Source organism: Sphingobacterium tenebrionis, from assembly GCF_037126265.1.
GTDB classification, from domain to species: Bacteria; Bacteroidota; Bacteroidia; order Sphingobacteriales; family Sphingobacteriaceae; genus Sphingobacterium; species Sphingobacterium tenebrionis.
Genome location: NZ_JAYLLN010000050.1, coordinates 1 through 21,437 on the forward strand (window position 1 = coordinate 1; position 21,437 = coordinate 21,437).

The window sequence follows — 21,437 nt, forward strand, 5'->3', positions numbered from 1 at the left end:
AAAACAAATTTTCAGAAATCCTTAGAACAAAAATGACCGAGTAAGATAAATCTTGTACTCAGTCATTTCTTTAAATCTCATTAAAAAGTTGAGACTTTTTCAGTGCCCTCACTAATCCTTTGGTCCTTTTTCTTTCTACAATATTGATTTCCATCTCTTTAGCAGGTTCGTTTTTTGGCGTTTTATGTAGATTATAAAGGCTGAAAATACTGTTTGGTTCATTTCCCGAGAACCGGTAATTTTCATCCACTTTTATTTTTGAGACAAGAGGCATACTCCTTTCATTTTTGAAAATATAAAGGTAGGTGAGAGATATTGGATATTCTAATTTAGGTTCAGGGATAATGGTTGGAATTTTGCTTGCCGAAGCTTTAGTTTTTGGCTTTTTCACTTCAGGAGTCTTTGGAAACATGGTTTCCGAACCAATGGCGTATAAAAATTTCTTATTCAGCATAAAGACCTTTGGCAAATGCTGTTTTCGAATGACTAAAGGCATTTCTAACTTTTCACCCGTTTTTTGGCTATAGAGATAGAACTTCCCTTTATCTTCAACATTAGCATAATATTGATTTTCCAGAAATATGCTATTTGCGATAAATTCATCAAAGGTTTTCTGCACACCGGACTCTAAGTTGACCAATACATTTTTCTTTTCTTTCGTGTCAAAAAGGATCTGGTTTTCCAAGTCTTCACTACTGCGAATGAAATTGCCGGTGATAACCTGTGTCCCTGTTTTATCTGACAGACCATACTGGTCATTGTAACGGTATAAAAAGAATTTTTGCTGTGCAAAAAGCAAACAAGGAAGGAGAAAAACCAAGGTTAAGGATCTTTTAAGCATGTTTTGAAAATCTGTTGTTTGTATGATAGATACAATATAACAACAAAAGAGGTTGATTCACATCAACCTCTTTCTAAAAAAATTACTTTACTCTTTGCATTATGGCCCATTGCCATAATAAAACATTAAAATAATCCTTCTTTTAATACTATAACGTTGGCTGTATGAATTTATTATCTGAACACTTCTTTTTTTTGCGAAGACATGAAAAGATAATTAGGTGAATGTCATATAATTTTTAATTGATTAAACCGTTTGAGAATATGTATGTCATAGAGGAAAATGGATAAAGAAAAAATGAAAAAAAACTATTTTGGTAAGGCGTTATTATTGTTCAATACTTTCAAGAACAGAAAGTTGACCAACGAGGAAATTGATCTTGCTGAAGATAAAGCGCAACATTTACAAGGACGAACCAATGAGTTCAAATTGTTGATAGCTATGGTCAAGGATACGTTCGCTGGCCGATATAAAATGAATAAATGGAACTTATCGGTCATCGTTGCCACCATTATTTACGTGGTATCGCCATTGGATGCTGTTCCAGATCTTATACCGATTTTAGGTTGGTTGGATGATGCATCGATCGTCGGATTTGCCATTTCAAAATTGGCTGATGAGATCGACCGTTACAGAAAATTTAAGAAATCCAATGCAATAGGTATAGAAATTGCTGAATAGAGATTATGTTTTACATGTGAAAGCCGGTTCAATAGAAATATTGGCCGGTTTTCTTGTTTTTATTTAAGTTTGTGCGGTTATTTGTAAGCATGAACCTAAATTCATGAACATGTTTAAACCTACATATTGTCTTGTTTTCACCATAGGATTTCTTGTTTTTTGTTTAAAAACCAGTTTTGCACAAGAAAAAAATTTGGCCGATCAAATAACACAGATCTTTACTTCAGCCTATCCAAGTGGAACTAATCCTGGAGCTGTTGTTTCCATAAATTTTAAGGGTTTTCAGTTTATTAAATCCTCCGGTGTCACTCATCTAGAGACTCCCAACCGAATAGATGCTAAAACCAATTTTAGAATGGCTTCTGTGAGCAAGCAATTTACGGCTAAAGCTATCCATGAATTAATAAAGGCTGATAAATTAACCTTGGATACCCGAATTTCCACTTTCTTTCCAAACTTAAAGGGAAAAGTCGGCGAAATAAAAGTTCAGCATCTATTGAACCACAGTTCTGGGATCGCGGATTATGAAAGCCTCATGGGCGATCAGATTAAACAACCGTTAAGTGATGCAGATGTCCTTCGCATTATCGAGCCTTCAGAAACCTTATTTTTTGAACCGGGAAGCAGGTTTAGATATAGCAATACAGCTTATTGTTTGCTCGCGTTAATTGTTGAACAACTAACTGGAGAAAGTTACGCCAATACCATGAAAACCATGTTTTTTGATCCTTTCAACATGAAAAATTCCCTCCTGTATGATGTGAATCGAAAAATCCCCAATCGGGCATATGGTTATCATCCACAAAAAGACAGGTTTATTTTTGCGGATCAAAGTTTAACGAGTTCTACTTTAGGAGATGGTGGGGTATACACTTCAGCAAGCGATTATCAGAAATGGTTGAAAAATCTTAAAAAAGAAATGAAAGGGTTAAACGTGGAAGAGGACTATCTCAATAGGTTGAACAGTATGCCCGTTAAAGGACCAATAACGTATTCCTATGGCTGGTTCCGAGGCTTGGATTCAACTAATGAACCGATATGGTTTCATTCAGGAGAAAGTACCGGATTTCATAACATCGTGCTATTCTATCCAAAGACAGGCGAACATGTGCTATTATTCAGCAATAGGGATGATCTTTTGATCGCTGAGGTATTTGATAAGATCATGAAAACTTTAGGTATAGCTGTCCAAGGTATTGATAATCAACAGTTATTTACCTGGTTGAGTAATGTATATGCTAATCAAATTCCTTAACATCTTTGATCTTAAAACTATTTCCTTCCTTGGCCAATACAATTTCACGATGGTAATCGGTCTGGTAATCACAATCGGATATGACTGATTTTAGGGTAATGCTTTCCGCATCCTCATGTAATACATCACAAGTGGATAGGGTAATGCTGCCATAATCTTGACCCGATATTAAAAATCCTGCACCAATTCCTGCTAATTTAGTATCATAATCTTTTGCATATTTCGCATGGAATTCCGATTCGGTTAAACTCCCATCCAGGTCCAAATCAACATTAGTGGCATCCATTTTATATTCATAATAAGCTGGCGTACATAAATTGGCCATGGCATTCATGTCGCCCTTTTTAAAAAAACCTTCTACATTTTCTTTCAACCATACACAGGCAGAAGCATTATCGATGGCCTTTGCCGTGCTATCATTGGTAGCAACAACGGAATCCTTCAAAGAATTTTCAGTGTTATTTTTGGCATTCTGACAAGCGGAAAGTCCAATGATCATCAGGGCGTAAAGGATCTTTTTCATGTTGGTAAGATTAATTTAACATTAAACGCAGAGGCTGCCCGAATGTTTTACCCATAATAAAACTCCTCCTAATCTTTAATGGATTAAGAGGAGTTTTGATTGGCAATGTTATTGTTTTTCTAATATTTCTTTCAGGTTGGAAAGTCCAGCATCAAAATCCTTGTTCATATCAAAAAATAAAGACATGATATTGAAGGGGTAGGGCATTTTCCCATCAATTTCCCAAATGACTTTCGTGCTTGTGGAATCGATTGGCGTGGTAGACATAAATGATTTATTGGCATCTCCGGTACCATTAAAGAATAAATCCATATCGACGCGTTTTCCTTCGTCTAATTTGGTCAGCACCTGTTTTCCATCACCCACTTTTTTGCTTTTCCAGGTATAGGTAAAACCTACGGTTCCATCTTCACCCTCATAGTGTCTTTCGATATTGGGGTCCTGCCTAGACCAATTATCATAATTACCCTGATTCCGGATCAATTTCACATAATCATAAACTTCTTGGTTAGGTTTTTTGATGACGATCTCACTGCCTGCATGGAAATCCTTCGGAAGGATGGCAGCCACAATAAGTACAATGACCACTAGGCCGAGTACAATAAATAATAGATACTTTAAAAATTTCATGTTGTTTTGGATTGGTTTTATGAATTGAATTAATTATTCGTTTGCTAATTGCAACATTTTATTTATGGTATTTAAGTTTCTACCCGTCGCATTCACTTTTAATTTTTTTTCGAAGAAATTATTATTTAGTTTACTGTTTGACATACCATTTGGTAAGTAAAAGTAAAGGAGATCTTCATTTAAATGGTATTCTTCAGGGCTAATGTCCAAAGCTCCCAATGCATCGATATCTTCTTTTTTGGGCGTATCATCCAAGAAGGTAAAAAACAATTTATTGCCTTCCATTTCTCTTTTAATAGGATTGTTGGCAAGTGCTTTTTTAACCTGATCTATGGTTAATACAAAACAAGATATTTCGAGTTGAAAATGCTTCTTTAAAAGTTGGTTGAAATTAGTTTTTAACTCTTTCGCCGAAAGATTACTCTTCAGAAAAACATTACCACTTTGGATATAGGTCTTTACATCCTGATATCCTTCCTTTACGAGCAAAGCCTTTAAATCTGCCATTTTGATCAGGTTTTTTCCGGAAACATTTACTGCTCTTAGAAATATGATAAATGAATTCATGGGCTAATAATAGGGAATTTTTAGGGACAGATTTATCAAACTTTAAATTAAAGATAAGAATTTATACCTAATGCCGTATATATTAAGCATTTATAAGCTTATCGATTTCAATTTTTTTCATACCCATCAATGCCCGATTAGCCTGCGGATAATTACTTAAGATCTCGGAAATCTGTTTTGGAACGACCTGCCAGCTCAACCCAAATTGGTCTTTACACCACCCACACTGACTTTCCTGTCCCTTTTCTGTGATCTTGTTCCAATAATAATCTATCTCTTCTTGGTCTTTGCAGGAGATGGTTAATGAAACCCCCTCGGTAAAACTAAAATCTTGAGGATATCCAGAGTCCATTGCAGCCAACGTATACCCATTTGCTTTAAACTGTGCGTGCATCACCTGACCTTTGAATTCACCTTCAGGATATTCCAAAACACCCTGCGATTCAAAATCAGGGAACAATTCTCCATAAAATGCCAATGCTTCCTTGCATCTTCCCTGTTGTTTTTCACAGAACATAAGGGTAGGTATGATTTTCTGTTGGTTTACATCGGCTAGTTTACCCAGATAAAGCTGCCAGCTTACGCCATATTGGTCTTCTACCCAGGCATATAGTTCGCTGAAGGGATAGCTGTCCAAAGGCATCATTATTTTTCCTTTTTGGCTCAGTTTTTCCCATACTGCTGTTAATTCCTCTTTAGTCTCAAAAACATGCATAAAGGAAATAGCGGAATTTGGTTTGAACAAAGGACCACCGTTAATTCCTATGAACTTTAATCCACGGATAGATCCTTCCACGACGATGTCATCCGCTTTCTCGATTTCCGTCTCTGGGAAAGTTTGGCTGTAAAATTCGAATGCCTCTTTGGCGTTATGATCAAACCAAATGGCAGGGATAATGTTGTTTTTCATGATGATTTCCTTTCTTTTTTGTTGGAGTTGGGCCAAGAGAATAATTTCGTAGAGCATCGCTTAGGGATTTTTGAGGTCATTTTCCATGACCATTAGTCGAAGGCCTCCATAATCTGTTACATGCAATATTTCAGATGCCGCAACATTTTTTTTCAGATGACTTTCGGTTTTATTGGCTTGAAAATATCCCAAGGCTTGGTTTAGGTCATTGGTTTCAAGCAATAATTTGATGGTTGATTCTTTTATATCAGGGGAGGCACATATTTCCAATTGAAGGTTGCCGTTCAGAAATATGGTCTTTTTACAATTAATGTCCGTGAAATCTCCATCAATTTCATCAAACAATAGGAGGTCCCTATAAAAATGCAATACATTTTCATATTGTTCCATAGGAACCTCCATTAAGATTTTACCAATAGTTTTAAATGTTAGATTCTTCATATAAGAAATGAAGGGGAAAAATCTTATCCCATTTTCTTGTTTCCTTCGAAATGAACCATCCAGGAGATGCCAAATTTATCTTGGAAAGAAGAATATAATTCCGCAAAAAATGTTTCCGCCAGATCCATTTCTATGTTTTGTGCATCTTTGGCTAATGCGGTATGTAGCGCTTTAGCCTCTTCAGCACTTTCAGCATCCAGCATAATGTAAGTGGAAGTACCCAAGGTTGCTTTTGGACCAAAAGCTTCATAGGTATCCGATCCCATGATCATGGTGCTATCATTGATCTTAATGGCAGTATGCATGATGAGATCCTTGGCATCATCTGGTAATGCGGGCATATTTGGGTCTGCAGGCATATCGCCATAACGGTAGGTTCCTACTGATTCTGTTTTGAATACTTGCTGATAGAAATCGAAAGCCTCTTTACAATTTCCATTAAAATTTAAATAAGCATGAATCTTTGCCATAATGTTTTTTTTATGTGGTTTCTAAATGTTTAATCAAAGATAGGAGGGGTTTTGACAACCCATTGTCAACAGGATTTTAAAAGCCTTCTTTTAGTAAGGCATCGAGATTAGACTGCCCCATTTCATAGCCTTCTTTAAAACCCATTTCTAAAAGCTGATTCATTGCATCCTCATTTTCAAATGTGCATATATTGGTTACCAAAGTTCCATTATCTTTTTCTTCAAAAGAGGTATTCCAAGTCGATTGCGGAAAGGAGGTGTTGATATGTCCTTGGTCATCCGTAAAAGCATCCGTTCCGGAGAAGGATTCTTGGAAATTAATGGTATTGTATTTAAAAATAGACCAATGGGTTTCATTTTCTGGACCTTTCATGGCATATAGCCAGGTTCCTCCAGGAACAAAGTCCTGGTACTTTGTTTCGCATTTCCATGGTTTCGGCGCCCACCATAAATCTAGTATTTCAGCATCTGTATATGCTCGCCAGACTTGTGCTAAGCTTCCGTTGTAACTGCGCTTAATGGTCAATTGATTTCCTTGAATATCAAATTGATAGAAATGTTGATCTTCCATGGTATATGATTTTTTATTAGTACTAAGTTACGGGGCTTAAAACAAAAAGAACTTGCCATACGACAAGTTCTTTTTTTATTTGCTGGATTTCATTGCTGGTACTTTCTTGATGCCATCGTCCTCCATCAACCTTTTGTATTCATCCGTATTTGGATCTAATAATTTAATTTTTCCTTCAGCATCATGAAATATGGCCCAACCATAGGTTTTTGCCAGTGGAGAGGTTCGAAGACAGGCTTGTCCTTTTGAATAAAAATTTGCTCTTTCGGTTTCCAATTCCTGCTCGATAAAATCTTTTCGGATGGCATGGACGTTAAATATAAGGTCATCGGAGGTCATATCCCCCGAGTTTTCCATCAGCATATCATATTGCAGATTGGCTACCGTTAATTTTCCTTCTTTTACCGGAGGAGCAATTGCTTCTTTTGCTTTGCAATCTTCCGCTACGGTGATCAGGGTATTGTAATAGTTCGTGCTGTGCTGTTTCATTTTTTTGAACTTAGGAATCTGGATATGTTTGTTTGGTAAATTTAACAGATTCCTCCATCAAATGTTTTAATGCATCTATATGTAGATCACTTAATTTTTTTACATAGATACAGGCTTTTCCCATTTTATATTTTCCCAATCCATCCAATAAATGCGCATGTTCCTCACTGCCCGAATAGACATAAAGGGAAATAGCCGCTTTTCGTGGAGAGAAGCCCAATAATGGGGCATCGCCTTCATGGCCTGATGCATATTTATAATGGTAATTTCCAAAACCAATGATGGATGGGCCGAACATTCTTGCTTTTTCTCCTGTGGTTTCTTCCATCAATCGAATCAGTTCATAGCTGTCTTCTCTTTTCTGTTGGTTATCGACCTGCTCAATGAAAGCGATGACATCCTCATCGGTATAATGCGTTTTTAGTTTTGCCATTTGACTTCGCCTAATTACTGCATATTACCAATTCCGAATACCGCGCCTGCCGGGTCTTCAATAATGACATAATTGTAGGTACCATCTGGTTTTTTGCTTTCATGGATCAATTTTGCACCCAAATCCAAAGCGGTTTTCAACCGTTCCTCCACATCCTCTGCATAGATGTACATGATCCATTGGGGAGGGAGGTTATTGTTTTTTCCGCGCTTATGACAGATGCCGCCGGCAGCATTTTCTGAATCAACCAGCATGGCATAGTCGTTATATTCGCCGTCATCATCACGCATGGCCACCGGAAATTCCTGCCATCCGGCTACCTCCTTATAAAATTCCTTTAAGGAATCTGCTTTGGTTGTTGTAAGGTCTGCCCATACAATCTGTCCTAATTTAAATTTGGGTGCTTCCATATTCTCTATTTATTTTCTACATAATCCTTGAAGCTGTTCAGAATAGCCTGCCAGCCTTCACGCTGCATGTCCACCGGATTAGTTCCCTCTGCATCGAATAAAACATCCACTAGGGTTTGGCCGTTTGATTCCGAAAACCTAACATCAGCCGTCCGCTCATCCCCCAAAACATAGGAAAGGGAATTATAAGGTGTTACCTCTGTATAGGTGCCTTCAAAATCAAATTCAAAACTTCCGTCTTTTGCGGCCATTTTGTTCTTGAACTTTCCGCCAACCCGTAGATCGTTTTCCGAAGAAGGACAATGCCAATCTGGAGATGCTTGATTCCAATTTACGATATCTTCAGGATTATTATACGCTTCCCAAACTTTTTTTAATGGTGCATTGATTGCGGATTGTACTTTTACTTTTTGAGTTTCCATGTTGTTTCTAAATTGATTAACCGAAATTATTCATTATTATTTCAAGTTCACTTGCCTTAAGGCAAGAATTTTTATTGGTATATTCGTTTTTAGAATCAACACAAAACTTATGAAAGACAAACTAACAGCCCGAGCAGCCTTGCAAATTCAAAGACCGGTAGAAGATGTTTTCGATGCCATCATCAAGGCCGATAAGATGAGCAAATATTTCATAAAGAGTTCTACTGGAAATCTGGATTCCGATGTGACGGTAGAATGGAAGTTCCCGGAGTTTGACGATGTTTTTCCAGTAACAGGGAAATTGATCAAATCCAATGAATACATTTCTTTCGATTGGAGCGGCGGAGCAGAAGGGATGCTTGTAGAAATATTTTTGGAAGAGCTGAGCGATGATTCCACTGTAGTCCGTGTAAAAGAAAGTTTTATGGAGAAGGATGATGATGGAATAAAACAGGCCATAGGACAAACAGAAGGTTGGGCAAATTTCTTAGCTTGCATGAAGGCAAGTTTAGAATATGGGATCAACCTACGCAATGGTGCCTTTGATTTTATGAAAACTAAAGAACAGTAGAATGGCAGGAGTAACCTTTTCTACCATTGACGAATACATCGCCAACTTTGCCGGTGAACAGCAATCCATCTTGGAACATGTTAGGCAGATTATTAAGAACGCCGCGCCAAAAGAAGCCAAGGAGACCATCAACTATGGCATGCCGACCTTCAGGTACAATGGAAATCTGATCCATTTTGCGATGTTCAAACAACACTTGGGATTATATCCAGGTACAGCTGCCATTTCCCATTTTGCGGATGATTTGAAAGGCTTAAAAACTTCAAAGGGAGCCATTCAGATTCCTTTGGGAAAAGAGCTACCAAAGTCGCTAATTGAAAAGATGGTACAATACAATGTAGACCAATTGAAAGATAAGGAAGGACCTAAATGGGATACCCATCGAACGCGCTGGACGGAATGTGAAGAATTAATGACGCGATTGATCGAACAAACTAAGACTCCATTGGTTAAAACATTTAAATGGGGAACGGATGTGTATACTTTTCAGGGGAAAAATGTAATTGCCTGGGGTGGCTTTAAAGATTTTTTCTCTTTATGGTTCTATAATGGTGTTTTCTTGACCGATAGGAAGAAGGTTTTGGTAACTGCCTCTGAAGGGAAGACCAAATCTTTGCGGCAATGGCGATTTACGGATGTCAAGGATATGGATGAAAAAATGATCCTGGATTATATCGAGGAATCTGTGCAGACCATTAGGGATGGTAAAGAGATTAAGCCAGAGAAAAGTCCTGTTCGGGAATTAACAGGTCTACTAAAAGAAGAAATGGAAAAAGATAGTGCATTTAAAGATGCCTTCGAAAAGTTAACGCCTGGGAAGAAGAAAGAATATATGGAACATATTGATGAGGCGAAGCAGGAGAAGACAAAAATAAGTCGACTAGAAAAAATCAAACCTTTGGTTCTCGCAGGCAAAGGTTTACATGATAAATACAAAAGCTAATGGATAATGCAGTTAAGGTTGGATTTATAGGTTTGGGCAATATGGGTCATCCTATGGCCAAAAACCTAGAGAAAGCAGGAGTGGACCTCTATGTTTACAACCGAACCTTAGAAAAGGCAAAAGATTTTGAGGAACATAGTACAGTTTGTGAAGATATTTCTGACCTGGTCAAACAAACTGATATCATCTTTACGATGTTAACGAATGATGATGCGGTACATGCTGTTTATGAAAATATATTACGTGGTACCGTAGAAGGAAAATTATTTGTAGACATGAGTACGATATCCGAAGAAGCTTCTACGGCTATTGCATCTACACTTTTGGCGAAAGGAGGATCTTTTATCGATGCTCCAGTAGCAGGAAGTACACTGCCCGCCAAGGAAGGAACGTTGATATTCATGATAGGTGGAACGCAAGAGGACAAAGAAAGGATTAATCCTTACCTGAGTCTTATGGGAAAGGAAGTTAAGGATTTGGGTTTTAATGGGGCAGGAATTGCGGCTAAGCTTTGTATCAACTATTACCTGTCTATTTTATACCAAGGCATGGCAGAGACCGTTCTATTGGCAGAGAAGTTGGGGATTTCCCGTACGGATATGATGGATATCATCAACCAGAGTGCTAGTGGGAGCGGGGCAACTAAAGTGAAGACAAAATCGATCATTGAAGATTCATTTCCAGCGGCATTTTCCCTGGATCTGATGTTAAAGGATGTCAAATTAGCCATAGCGGCAGGTGCTGATCTTCCATTTACAAAGGTTTTGAAAGATACCTATCAATCAGCACATGATGAGGGCTATGGGGAGCAGGATGTGATGTCTGTTTTAACTTATCTAAAAAAGAAAGTAAATGTTAATTAAAAAGATATACTTATGAAAGTTTTGGGTTCTATTATTCTATTCAGTTTGATCTTTGGATCGATGGCGAAAGGCCAAGGCCTTAAAGAGGTTATTTATCAGGAAAAAGATCAAAAATTATCGGGTCTGATTTCGAGCAATGCCGGAAAATCCTTACCTGCGGTCTTAATATTACCGGCGTGGAAAGGAATTGATCAGGAAGCGAAGGATGCAGCACTTGACCTGGAAAAGGAAGGCTACTTGGTATTGATCGCTGATATCTATGGGGTAGGCAATACGCCGAAGGACAATGCGGAGGCTGGTAAACAATCCACAATCTTTAAAAGGGATTTTGCGACCTATCAGAAGCGTATTCAGGCAGGCATGGATGAACTGAAAAAGCAAGGCGCGACTAAAATAGCGGTAATAGGCTATTGTTTTGGCGGTTCAGGTGCTCTGGAAGCTGCTCGAGGAGGATTGAACGTGGAAGGTGCGGTGAGTATTCATGGAGGGCTAGCAAAAGATCCAAGTCGGGTGATGCAGCCAGTGAAGACCAAGGTTTTGGTTTTGCATCCAGCGGATGATGCATCCGTTTCGAAAGCCGATTATGATGGTTTTGTGAAAGAAATGGATGATGCTAAGGCAGATTGGCAAATCATAACCTATGCGAATTCCAAACATACCTTTACTAATCCAGAATCGCCAGATTACAATGAGATCATGGCAAAAAGAGCCTGGAAACATACAAAGATGTTCTTGGAAGAAGTTTTAAAATAAAATTTTGACGTTAAAGATTTTCTCAAAGGCTATTTAATAATAGCCTTTTTTTCTTTTATTATTTTTTCCTGGGATTATACAGATATATAGAATAGCCATCTGTATAAAAATTAAGAATAGAATCCAATCGATGGTTAGTGGAAGGATATTCTTATGGATATAATTGGTGATTAAGCATGAGACTGGAAAAAAACAGCTCCAAATAAATAGTGCTCTCATGATGTTTTTGTTAATAATTTATAGTTTTTATTATATCATCTAATATAAATAAAAAATATTTCATATTACTATATTAAATAAATTTAATAAGTTATTTACTTCATATGAATACTTGTTTTCATGAAAAAAATATTACCCTCATTTTTTTTGGTAAAAAAGGACTATCTTTCTTTCATGAGTTCTAGAAGAGATTTTCTGAAAAAAGCATCCCTATTTGCGGGCGCTACAGCGTTAACCCATGTTATTCCTGAATCTATTCAAAAGGCATTGGCCATTGAGGCAGCACCAGGATCTACCTATCTTGATGCGGAGCACATCGTGTTTTTGATGCAGGAAAACCGATCGTTCGATCATTGTTTTGGTATGCTTAAAGGTGTTCGTGGATTCAATGACCCGAGGACTTATCGAGGGCCTGATCGTGTACCCGTATGGCATCAAACGATGGATGGCGAAAAAAGTTATGGTCCATTCCATCTGGATATTGAAAATACCCAAGTGACCTGGATGGGCGATCTTCCTCATGGTTGGCGGGATATGGTCATGGCTCGCAATAATGGTAAAATGGATAAATGGCTTCTCGCCAAAAGACCAGGAAATCAAAAATATAGGCATATCCCTTTAACCATGGGTTATTATGAGCGAAAGGATATTCCTTTTTATTATGCTTTTGCAGATGCCTTTACAGTATGCGACCAACATTTCTGTTCTTCATTGACAGGAACGAGTGCCAATAGATCTTATTTCTGGACTGGTACGGTGCGTGAAACCCCCCGGGATCCCAATTCGGTAGCTCATGTGGATAATGGACAGATCAATTACCGAGACCTTACTTGGAAAACCTATCCGGAACGACTTCAAGAAGCCGGTATTTCTTGGAAGGTCTATCAGAATGAACTCAGCCTTCCGGTGGGATTAACTGGGGAAGAAGAAGACTGGTTGGCTAATTTTACCGATAATAACCTCGAATTTCATAAACAGTACCAAGTAAAATTCCATCCCGCTTATCAAGCCTATGCCAAACGTCGGATCAGGGAGATCGAGCATGAACTGACCGTTGCGAGATATGCTTCCCAAGAAGCTTATCAGAAAGTTGTTGACCGCTTGAATAATTTTAAAAAGGATGTGGAACAGTTTTCCGCTTTGAATTTTGCAAAGCTTTCCAAGATCGAGCAGGAAATACATGAACGGGCATTTACGACGAACACGAATGATCCGGATTATCATAAATTAGAAAAAATAAGCTATACAGCCGATGGAAAGACCGTTGATGTTCAAGTGCCCAAAGGGGATATCTTCCATCAGTTCAGAAAAGATGTTCAAGAGAATAAATTGCCGGCTGTTTCCTGGCTAACGGCGCCATGCCGTTTCTCCGACCATCCGAGTTCGCCATGGTACGGAGCCTGGTATGTATCAGAAACCTTGGATATTCTGACCTCCAATCCGGAGGTATGGAAGAAAACCATTTTTGTATTGACCTACGATGAGAATGATGGGTATTTTGATCATGCCATGCCATTCGTTCCACCATTGAGTAATAAACCGGACACAGGAAGGGTGGCTAAGGGCGTGGATACGCAGGATGAGTATGTTACGGTGGAGCAGGAACGGATCCGGACAAACAATCCGGAGGCAAGTTTGGAAAGTCCGATCGGACTGGGCTATAGGGTACCTATGGTTATTGCATCGCCTTGGTCTAAAGGGGGATGGGTGAATTCGGAGGTTTTTGATCATAGTTCCAGCCTGCAGTTCATGGAACATTTCTTTGCCAAGAAAATAGGTAAAAAGGTATTGGAAACCAATATCAGTGCCTGGCGTAGGTTAGTATGTGGGGATCTGACCTCTGCATTCAGACCTATTCCGGAATTGAAAAAACCTGAAATAGACTTTGTGGATCGGAATGCCTACGTAGGGCGGATACATGCAGCCAAGGATAGGCAGTTGCCAGGGAATTTTGTAGCCCAAGATTACAAATCGATATTGGACGAATTTCAGCTTGATGGGGTTAAGCATTACGGGTTGGGCATACAGGAGAAAGGTACTAAATTGGCTAATGCCATTCCCTATGACCTGGATGTGAATCTCCAAGTAGACCTTAATAAGCAACGCTTAACGATGATTTTCGAACTTGCCGGGAAATTAAAGGCCAACAAAAAGATTGGTGCTCCATTGATTGTAACCAATCATACGGTATATAAGGAGCAGGGAAATTCTTTTCAAGCCTGGAATTTTGCGGTAAAAGCTGGAGAGCAGATGAGTTATAGCTGGGATATGCAGGATTTTCTGGATGGAAGGGTAAGTTTCACGCTGTATGGACCAAACGGATATTTCCGAGAGTTTAAATTGGAGTTGGATAAGCTTATACCTAGGATTATAGGTTATCAAGGAAAGGGACAAGTCTGGCATTTGAAGGTTGATGGTGTAAAAGAGGATTTCTTGATCAAGGACTTGGGTTATGGCTTGAAAGATACCTTGCATAAGGCAGGGAGAACTAAGGTTTTTTCCTTTGATCTGCAGGATAGCCATGGCTGGTATGATTTCTTAGTCCGCCCGGTTTCCAATGAACAAATTACTTATAGGTTTGCGGGGCATGTAGATCATGGAAAAAGCAGCCGTACCGATCCTTTAATGGGGGGTTAATCGGTTGAATTGTATTTTACTAGTTCGTTGAATGATTCAGAAAATTCTTTTAATTTAATTATAGTTTTCTCATCATTAATTTCCCCACTGGTATTTACTTTACCTTTTACGCCTGAAATTAGTAATGTAGTTTCCGGATTAAAATTTGTCATTAATGTTTTCATTATCAGTTGCAATTCTTCGTGTCCTTTTTCTCCATTTGCTGAGGCCGTGATAATTCCAATTGGCTTGTCCGAAAATACGGTAGTGGAAACACACCACTCTAATACATTTTTTAATCCACTGGGAATGCTAAAAATATATTCGGGCGTACAAAATAAAATTCCATCCGCATTTTCAATACATTTTCTAAATTCTACAATTTCTTTTGGTGTATTTATAATTGACCGTTCAGGATCAAAATGAGGTAAATATTTTAGATCATTATAAATTATATATTTAAAGGATTCCTTATTTAATTGAATTATATTATTAATAATTTTTTGATTTGATGAGTTTTCACTTGCACTTCCATTTATAACAAAAATATTTCTCATTGTTTTCTTGTAAATAGGTTGATATTTGAATTCAATTAGACCTTATACAGACTAAAACATCCGTAATCAGTCCGAACACCTAGATATTCATTGACGAACTTTAACTGGCAGTTTTTGACAATATGGTCCAAGCGAAAGCTATGCAAAAATTTCTTGGCTTTAAAATCAAAAACATGCACATTACTTCGTTGTGATAATACCAATTTGGATTGATCAGGATTGAGACAGAACCTGCTCACTTCCTTGCTGTATTCAGGGATTTCTAGGCCAGGGATTGTAATTTGTTGATTATTTATTAGGTCGAAATAAAGCATTCCCCAACTACCATATTGTTCTTGAGCGAGAAGAAGGTCTCCGGATTCAGTAAATTCCATTTTTTCGATCATTTGAAAATCTCCTTTCAAGTGTGCTATTAAATCGCCGTTATCTGCATGAAGGATCGATATTTCTCCAGGTTTATTATGGAATGCAATCTTTTTTCCATCGGGAGATACTACACCAGCAAATGGTGTGTTGCCCTTAATGGTTACTGTCGAATAAGCTTGATCAAAAAATGGTTTATTATCATTGTCCAATGATTTCAATTGTCCGAAACTTGCGAATACTGTTCGATTTGTTCCAACAGAAATAAAGCTGCTTGGGTCTGATTTATTAGCTCCTAAATTCTCAAACTCCTGAGATTCGAGATCGTATGCATATATGAAATGATCGAGGTCGAGGTACAAGGTTTGGTTGCCCTCTTGATAGGCTATTTCCCAAGCTAATTGCTTCGGTAATGGAATGCTTTGAAGTAGGTTTCCTTGCCCATCAATCAATAATAACTGACCTTTCCATATATTCGCTTCCACGACATTCTGATACACAAATATCCCTTTATCTGTTCCCTGTAAGGATAAACTTCCCGTATACCCACCACCTACATAATAGTGTAAACGGGGTAAGCCAATGTTTGGGTTATCATTCCTTAATACATATCCCTTTTTCAAAGCCTCCCATTCTTTCTTTAGAAAGTTTTTCTGTACCTCCTGCTCGTTCGGGAATTCCTTCTCGGTTCGTTTTAATTTATCAGGTTTTCCGGATTCTGAAATCAAGGTGTTTCCGTTGATGGAAAGAAGGATTATCTTTCCATCTTCGTGGTTTATCAGCTCGTGTACTAGGTTCTCCATAGGTATCAGGTATTTGTGGTATAACGTAAATAAATTAAGAATAATTGTAATGATTTGATTATATCATCTTTTTTCTAACAAAAGCCGATTAAATTTGGTTATTACGTTATAAACGCGCATCTATGGCTGAACATAAAACAGAAATCAAGGACTATTTCACGCAACCCATTGATGATTTATTGAAAAAATTCAATGTTGATCAACAGGTTGGCTTAAAATCGGAACAGGTAGAACAGCTACGTTCAGAATATGGTTCAAATGCTTTAAAGGAAAAGGAGAGAAGATCCATATTCGCCATGTTCATTTCCCAATTGAATGATGCGTTGATCTATGTGTTGTTTGCTGCGGTTATCATCACCTTTGTGATGGGTGAATATACCGATGCGATCATTATCTTGATCGTCATCATCATTAATGCTTCCCTTGGTGTTTTTCAGGAATTAAAGGCGAATAATGCGATTGCGGCCTTGCAGAAATTGAGCAACCCAAAAGCCATTGTGAAAAGGAACGGGGAGCAATTGGAATTACCTGCGGATGAATTGGTTCCGGGTGATATTGTCATTTTAGAGGCTGGCCGCTATGTGCCGGCGGATCTCCGATTGTTGGAGAATGCGAATTTAAAAGTCGATGAATCATCCTTGACCGGAGAATCTGTTCCGGTGGAAAAGGATCTCGATGCCGAGATAAAGACGGATTATACCGCCATTGGGGATCGTTTGAACATGTCGTTTATGTCGAGCTTGGTTACTTTCGGGCGTGGGACAGGGATAGTTGTTGCAACTGGAAACCAAACCGAAGTTGGAAAGATAGCGAATTACCTAGCGGAGGAGAACAATAGCAAAACCCCATTGGAAATCCGTTTGAACCATCTTGGAAAGACATTGGGAAAATTGGCTGTTGGTATCTGTGTACTGATTTTTGTGATTTCCTATTTTCAAGGTCGAGATCTTACGGAAATGTTCCTGACGTCTGTTTCTTTAGCGGTTGCTTCCATTCCTGAAGGGCTGACGGCTATTGTGGCTATTGTTCTTTCGATCGGCGTCACTAAAATGGCGAAACAAAAGGCCATTATCAAAAAACTTCCTGCTGTTGAAACCCTAGGGTCAGTTAATATTGTCTGTTCAGATAAGACGGGGACCTTGACCCAGAATAAGATGACCGTAAAGGAGCTTTTTACCTTTGGGGATCAGTTGATTGATGTTGATAGCGAGGATCCGATACTTCCTGAGGAGCAATTGTTGGTAGAAGGGATGTTCTTGGCCTCCGATGCGACGTTGGATGGGGAGAAGAAAACAGGAGATCCAACAGAGGTGGCCTTATTGGCCTTGGCTGATTCCTGGTCGATCGATCGGAAAGAGATCCATAAGCAGCAAGAACGGGTGGATGAATTGGCTTTCGATTCGGATCGTAAAATGATGTCGACCTTGCATAAGAAAGAAGGTGAATGGGTGTTATATGCGAAAGGGGCGGTTGATAATTTGATCTTGAAATGTGATCGGGTGATGGAACATGGCGAGATCATCCCTTTTACCGATGCGCATAAGGAATTGGTCGATAAAGCGGTCGATGATATGTCGCATAAAGCATTACGGACCTTGGGTTTTGCTTTTAAACCTGTAAAATCTAAAATTTCTCCGGAAGAATTTGAGGAGGACCTGGTATTTGTTGGCGTGGTTGGAATGATCGATCCTCCACGGGAAGAGGTCAAGGATTCCATTCAATCGGCCAAAGAAGCAGGTATAGAAACGATCATGATCACTGGAGACCATAAGCAGACCGCATTTGCCATCGCAAAGGAACTGGGCATTGCGGAGGAGGAAAAACAGGTGGTTACAGGAAAGGAAATCAATTCGTTGTCGGTGGAGGACCTGTCCTCGAAGATATCCGATTATAAAGTCTTTGCAAGGGTATCGCCAGAGCATAAGGTCAATATTGTGAAAGCCTTTCAGGCGAATGGAAATATTGTTTCCATGACTGGGGATGGAGTAAATGATGCGCCATCTTTGAATATGGCGGATATAGGTGTGGCGATGGGGATCACGGGGACTGATGTGGCTAAGAATTCTGCGGATATGATATTGGCGGATGATAATTTTTCGACGATTATTTCGGCGATCGAGCAGGGGAGGAATATCTATAATAATATCAAGAAGTCGGTTATATTTTTATTGTCGAGCAATGTGGGAGAGGTTTTGGCGATGTTGGTGGCGATTATTTCCGGAATGCCGATTCCTTTGTTGGCCACGCAGTTATTGTGGATCAATTTGATTACAGATACGCTGCCGGCTGTTGCCTTGGGCATGGATCCTGGGGATAAATCAGTGATGGAGGAGAAACCGAGATCCATTAAAGAGAATTTTTTCTCGCATGGTGCAGGATGGCGGGTGATCTTGGGAGGTGTTCTGATTGGGATTTTAACGATTGTTGCTTTTGTGATCGGCTATTGGGAGCATGATTATTCGGTTTTTGATAAGCAGATTCCGGAGGATATCCATGATTATGCCCGAACCATGGCTTTCTTGACGATCATTGCGTGTCAGTTGTTCTATTCGTTGAGTTTTAGGCATGAGTATAAGTCTATTTTCCAAGTGGGCTTGTTCAGTAATAAATACTTGATCTTGGCGATCTTGATGGGCTTTGGCTTGCAATTGATTTTACTGTTTATTCCGGTGTTGCGGGATTCTTTTAGGTTGCAATTGGTTAGTCCACGGGATTGGGGAGTGGTTATTTTGCTGGGATTGGTTCCTTTGATTTTAAATGAGGGTATCAAGGTTTTTCAAAGGATGGGAAGGAAATAGAGGTTGATGAAGTTATGGCCTTTGTCATCCTGAGCATCGGCCTTTGTCATCCTGAGCTTCAACCTATGTCATCCTGAGCATCGTCGAAGGATCTCCAGAGCATCAGCCTTTGTCATCCTGAGCATTGTCGAAGGATCTATACATTATGAAAAAATCCATAAAGAATTCTATACCTTTACTTTATGGACATTAAACTTGAAAAGTTCAATCCTTTAGATTTTGATCTTTATTATTTGTTGGTCAGTGATATCCAGATCATGGCTATGGTTACAGAGCGCGGTTTAACGATCGAAGAAGCAAAATCTGATTTCGATGAAACCATAATCAATAATGAACTAAGAGAAGAATACGGAATGTTTAAAATTTTTGAGCAAGATTCTGGGACTTTCTTGGGTTTAGCCAAATTGGAAATAAAGAAATTGGATGATAAAGAAGCGGAATTAGGCTATTTGCTCTTGCCTGCGTATTGGGGTATGGGGATTGCTAGTAAGGTAAGTAAAATGTTGATTGAGAAAGCATTAAACGATCCTCAAATGGAAGTGTTAACAGCCATAATTGATCCGAAGAATCTTGCCTCCAGAAAGGTTTTGATCAAAAACCAGTTTGAATCCAGAGAGTTTAAGGATTTTGAAGGATTGCCTGGAGAAATATTGGAGCGCAAGTTGAGATATTAATTCTCTGCCCACAATCCCAGTTTATTTTCCCGCGCATATTTCTGTGCTTTCACAAAAAGCTCTTCATATTTTACGTTTGGAGCTACGGTCATTAGGATGCCCTTTCCTGACTTAACGATCAGTTCATTGACCATTTCTCCGTTTTCCAAATAAACGTAGGCTAAGGTTCTGTTAAATGGATCAAGTGAATCAACATCAAACTCCAATCTTACTTTTTGATCTTTCAATAAGGCTGTTAAGAATTCTTTGGATTCCTTGCCATAAAATTGCTTTTTCTTTTTGAAGGCATTACGGCTTTCAGGAGCATCGATTCCGATAAAGCGGATTTTCAATCCCCCAGGTTGTAAATTATCAATCCAGAAGGTATCTCCATCCACCACTTTTGTCACTTGATAGTAAGTGTGTTTTTGACTTGCTTCTTGCTCATTTGATACAAATGCGAAGTTTTCAGATTGTACTTCTCGATGTTTAGAATACTCTGCACTCATCGAAGTACAGGAAATCATTATCTTTAATCCTAAACAGGCAATACAGGTGTGGGTAATAAGTCGTTTGATCATAGATAGTGCAAAATACAAAGATAAATCTTGGTATTAAGATTATAATATGGGAAACCTTAAAACCAGGGAATTAATAAATATTAATAATGGGAATTCTTTAGAAGTAAACATTGATTTAATACTTAAGATTAATCTTAACGTAAATTGTCTATTTTTTTGGGGTTGTTTCTATGCTAATACTTCAATATTTGTTTGAATTAGGGGTGTAATCGTGGTTTAAGTAGGCTTAAAGCTGGGTTAAAGTATGTAGGAAGTATATAAAACATACATTTTACATACTTTTAGTATACTTTCAGTATGCTTTTACATCGAAGTGAACTTTAAAGAAATAAGCCCTGTTGAAAGACTTTTCAATATTGGATTGAGATATTGATAAACGAAAAAGAGCAACTTTTTACGGTTGCTCTTTTTGCGGAGAGTGAGGGATTCGAACCCCCGAACCTGTGACAGTTAACGGTTTTCAAGACCGCCGCATTCGACCACTCTGCCAACTCTCCGCGACAAAAGTACAAATTCTGACTTATTCTCCAAACAAAAAATGAAATTATTAATCCTAAAATGTTCGATTTTGGCTTAATAGAGCTGATTTTTAGCTTATTAAAAAATGAAATATCTTTTTAATTTTTCCACAATTAAAGAAACCATAGCTAAAAATCCAACCAAGGCAACGCAATTATTGAAAATATGGTTATAAAACAAAAAAATATGTAATTGTGATGCAATCAGTTAAACATCTACTATCAAAAAAAAGACAATTTATTTTGCATTTAAACCGTAAAGAGCTACTTTTGCATTACAAAATAAGCGCCAATAGCTCAGCTGGATAGAGCAACGGTTTTCTAAACCGTAGGTCTTAGGTTCGAACCCTAATTGGCGTACAAAGTTAAAAAGGCTGTAAATCATTAATTTACGGCCTTTTTTGTTTTAAATCGAATTCTCTCCTGTAAATTTTAAACTCATAAAGGATCATACCGAAAGTTTGGGGGGTAAAGATTTTTAAGCATATAATTTCATCACTCTGTACAGGAAGAATGTTGTGTCCCTTACGCCACGAAAGACACTCCTAAAAGCTTT

The 21,437-nt window shown here is 38.4% G+C and carries 24 protein-coding genes and 2 tRNA genes; 10 read left to right on the plus strand and 16 right to left on the minus strand.

Annotated elements, in window-relative coordinates; translation table 11 throughout:
• Window positions 1–70: 70 nt before the first annotated feature.
• Entirely contained in the window at window positions 71–841 is a 771-nt protein-coding gene (locus VJ786_RS15200; protein ID WP_336557994.1) for a hypothetical protein, read from the minus strand.
• Window positions 842–1,138: 297 nt separating this feature from the next.
• Between VJ786_RS15200 and VJ786_RS15205 the strand changes: the two genes are divergently transcribed.
• Both VJ786_RS15205 and VJ786_RS15210 read left to right on the plus strand, forming a co-directional pair.
• A complete protein-coding gene (locus VJ786_RS15205; protein ID WP_167554306.1) occupies window positions 1,139–1,522 on the plus strand; it encodes a YkvA family protein in 384 nt (127 codons plus the stop codon).
• A 193-nt stretch (window positions 1,523–1,715) separates the two neighbouring features.
• Entirely contained in the window at window positions 1,716–2,777 is a 1,062-nt protein-coding gene (locus tag VJ786_RS15210) for a serine hydrolase domain-containing protein (protein WP_336557995.1), read from the plus strand.
• Here the strand turns inward: VJ786_RS15210 and VJ786_RS15215 are convergent.
• The 11 genes from VJ786_RS15215 to VJ786_RS15265 form a co-directional block, all read right to left on the minus strand.
• Window positions 2,761–3,300: a hypothetical protein gene (locus VJ786_RS15215; protein WP_099365702.1), complete on the minus strand. Its 540-nt coding sequence runs from the start codon at window positions 3,298–3,300 to the stop codon at window positions 2,761–2,763. The two genes, VJ786_RS15210 and VJ786_RS15215, sit on opposite strands and share 17 nt — an antisense overlap.
• 108 nt (window positions 3,301–3,408) lie before the next feature.
• On the minus strand, window positions 3,409–3,930 hold the full coding sequence (locus VJ786_RS15220; RefSeq protein WP_099365701.1) for an SRPBCC family protein: 522 nt from the start codon (window positions 3,928–3,930) through the stop codon (window positions 3,409–3,411).
• Between the two features lie 33 nt (window positions 3,931–3,963).
• Window positions 3,964–4,497, minus strand: a complete 534-nt coding sequence (locus VJ786_RS15225) for a DUF1697 domain-containing protein (protein WP_099365700.1) — start codon at window positions 4,495–4,497, stop codon at window positions 3,964–3,966.
• 82 nt (window positions 4,498–4,579) lie between these two features.
• Window positions 4,580–5,464, minus strand: coding sequence for a VOC family protein (locus VJ786_RS15230; RefSeq protein ID WP_099365699.1), 885 nt, complete (start codon window positions 5,462–5,464; stop codon window positions 4,580–4,582).
• Between the two features lie 3 nt (window positions 5,465–5,467).
• A complete protein-coding gene (locus VJ786_RS15235) occupies window positions 5,468–5,848 on the minus strand; it encodes a hypothetical protein (RefSeq protein ID WP_336557996.1) in 381 nt (126 codons plus the stop codon).
• A gap of 23 nt (window positions 5,849–5,871) precedes the next feature.
• On the minus strand, window positions 5,872–6,318 hold the full coding sequence (locus VJ786_RS15240) for a VOC family protein (RefSeq protein ID WP_336557997.1): 447 nt from the start codon (window positions 6,316–6,318) through the stop codon (window positions 5,872–5,874).
• Window positions 6,319–6,394: 76 nt separating this feature from the next.
• Window positions 6,395–6,889, minus strand: a complete 495-nt coding sequence (locus VJ786_RS15245) for an SRPBCC family protein (protein ID WP_099365696.1) — start codon at window positions 6,887–6,889, stop codon at window positions 6,395–6,397.
• A 75-nt stretch (window positions 6,890–6,964) separates the two neighbouring features.
• Window positions 6,965–7,378, minus strand: a complete 414-nt coding sequence (locus VJ786_RS15250; protein WP_099365695.1) for a DUF6157 family protein — start codon at window positions 7,376–7,378, stop codon at window positions 6,965–6,967.
• A gap of 10 nt (window positions 7,379–7,388) precedes the next feature.
• Window positions 7,389–7,811 (minus strand): DUF1801 domain-containing protein, encoded by a 423-nt coding sequence (locus VJ786_RS15255; protein WP_099365694.1) that lies wholly within the window; start codon window positions 7,809–7,811, stop codon window positions 7,389–7,391.
• A 14-nt stretch (window positions 7,812–7,825) separates the two neighbouring features.
• Window positions 7,826–8,221, minus strand: a complete 396-nt coding sequence (locus tag VJ786_RS15260; protein WP_099365693.1) for a VOC family protein — start codon at window positions 8,219–8,221, stop codon at window positions 7,826–7,828.
• Window positions 8,222–8,226: 5 nt separating this feature from the next.
• Window positions 8,227–8,643 (minus strand): SRPBCC family protein, encoded by a 417-nt coding sequence (locus tag VJ786_RS15265; protein WP_134777787.1) that lies wholly within the window; start codon window positions 8,641–8,643, stop codon window positions 8,227–8,229.
• A gap of 109 nt (window positions 8,644–8,752) precedes the next feature.
• Between VJ786_RS15265 and VJ786_RS15270 the strand changes: the two genes are divergently transcribed.
• From VJ786_RS15270 to VJ786_RS15290, 5 genes are all read left to right on the plus strand, one after another.
• Complete coding sequence (locus VJ786_RS15270) at window positions 8,753–9,214, plus strand: SRPBCC domain-containing protein (RefSeq protein ID WP_099365691.1); 462 nt, start codon at window positions 8,753–8,755, stop codon at window positions 9,212–9,214.
• Between the two features lies 1 nt (window position 9,215).
• Window positions 9,216–10,157, plus strand: a complete 942-nt coding sequence (locus tag VJ786_RS15275; RefSeq protein ID WP_218962181.1) for a DUF1801 domain-containing protein — start codon at window positions 9,216–9,218, stop codon at window positions 10,155–10,157.
• Window positions 10,157–11,020: an NAD(P)-dependent oxidoreductase gene (locus tag VJ786_RS15280; protein ID WP_099365690.1), complete on the plus strand. Its 864-nt coding sequence runs from the start codon at window positions 10,157–10,159 to the stop codon at window positions 11,018–11,020. Before VJ786_RS15275 ends, VJ786_RS15280 begins: the two co-directional genes overlap by 1 nt.
• A 12-nt stretch (window positions 11,021–11,032) precedes the next feature.
• Entirely contained in the window at window positions 11,033–11,773 is a 741-nt protein-coding gene (locus VJ786_RS15285) for a dienelactone hydrolase family protein (protein ID WP_336557998.1), read from the plus strand.
• Window positions 11,774–12,166: 393 nt separating this feature from the next.
• Complete coding sequence (locus VJ786_RS15290; RefSeq protein ID WP_099365709.1) at window positions 12,167–14,629, plus strand: phosphocholine-specific phospholipase C; 2,463 nt, start codon at window positions 12,167–12,169, stop codon at window positions 14,627–14,629.
• Here VJ786_RS15290 and VJ786_RS15295 read toward each other — a convergent pair.
• On the minus strand, window positions 14,626–15,165 hold the full coding sequence (locus VJ786_RS15295; protein ID WP_336557999.1) for an NADPH-dependent FMN reductase: 540 nt from the start codon (window positions 15,163–15,165) through the stop codon (window positions 14,626–14,628). The genes VJ786_RS15290 and VJ786_RS15295 overlap by 4 nt on opposite strands.
• 35 nt (window positions 15,166–15,200) lie before the next feature.
• Window positions 15,201–16,331 (minus strand): hypothetical protein, encoded by a 1,131-nt coding sequence (locus tag VJ786_RS15300; RefSeq protein ID WP_099365687.1) that lies wholly within the window; start codon window positions 16,329–16,331, stop codon window positions 15,201–15,203.
• 122 nt (window positions 16,332–16,453) lie between these two features.
• Here VJ786_RS15300 and VJ786_RS15305 point away from each other — a divergent pair, with 122 nt between their 5' ends.
• Together VJ786_RS15305 and VJ786_RS15310 are read left to right on the plus strand one after the other, a co-directional pair.
• Window positions 16,454–19,129 carry a cation-translocating P-type ATPase gene (locus VJ786_RS15305; protein ID WP_336558000.1) on the plus strand — a complete coding sequence of 892 codons (2,676 nt, stop codon included), beginning with the start codon at window positions 16,454–16,456 and terminating at the stop codon, window positions 19,127–19,129.
• Between the two features lie 182 nt (window positions 19,130–19,311).
• Window positions 19,312–19,803: a GNAT family N-acetyltransferase gene (locus VJ786_RS15310; protein ID WP_099365685.1), complete on the plus strand. Its 492-nt coding sequence runs from the start codon at window positions 19,312–19,314 to the stop codon at window positions 19,801–19,803.
• On the opposite strand, the gene VJ786_RS15315 is transcribed toward VJ786_RS15310, so the two are convergent.
• Together VJ786_RS15315 and VJ786_RS15320 are read right to left on the minus strand one after the other, a co-directional pair.
• A complete protein-coding gene (locus VJ786_RS15315; RefSeq protein ID WP_218962180.1) occupies window positions 19,800–20,363 on the minus strand; it encodes a thermonuclease family protein in 564 nt (187 codons plus the stop codon). The two genes, VJ786_RS15310 and VJ786_RS15315, sit on opposite strands and share 4 nt — an antisense overlap.
• 412 nt (window positions 20,364–20,775) lie before the next feature.
• A tRNA-Ser gene (locus VJ786_RS15320) sits at window positions 20,776–20,860 on the minus strand.
• Between the two features lie 307 nt (window positions 20,861–21,167).
• Here VJ786_RS15320 and VJ786_RS15325 point away from each other — a divergent pair.
• A tRNA-Arg gene (locus VJ786_RS15325) sits at window positions 21,168–21,241 on the plus strand.
• The last annotated feature ends 196 nt before the right edge of the window (window positions 21,242–21,437 follow it).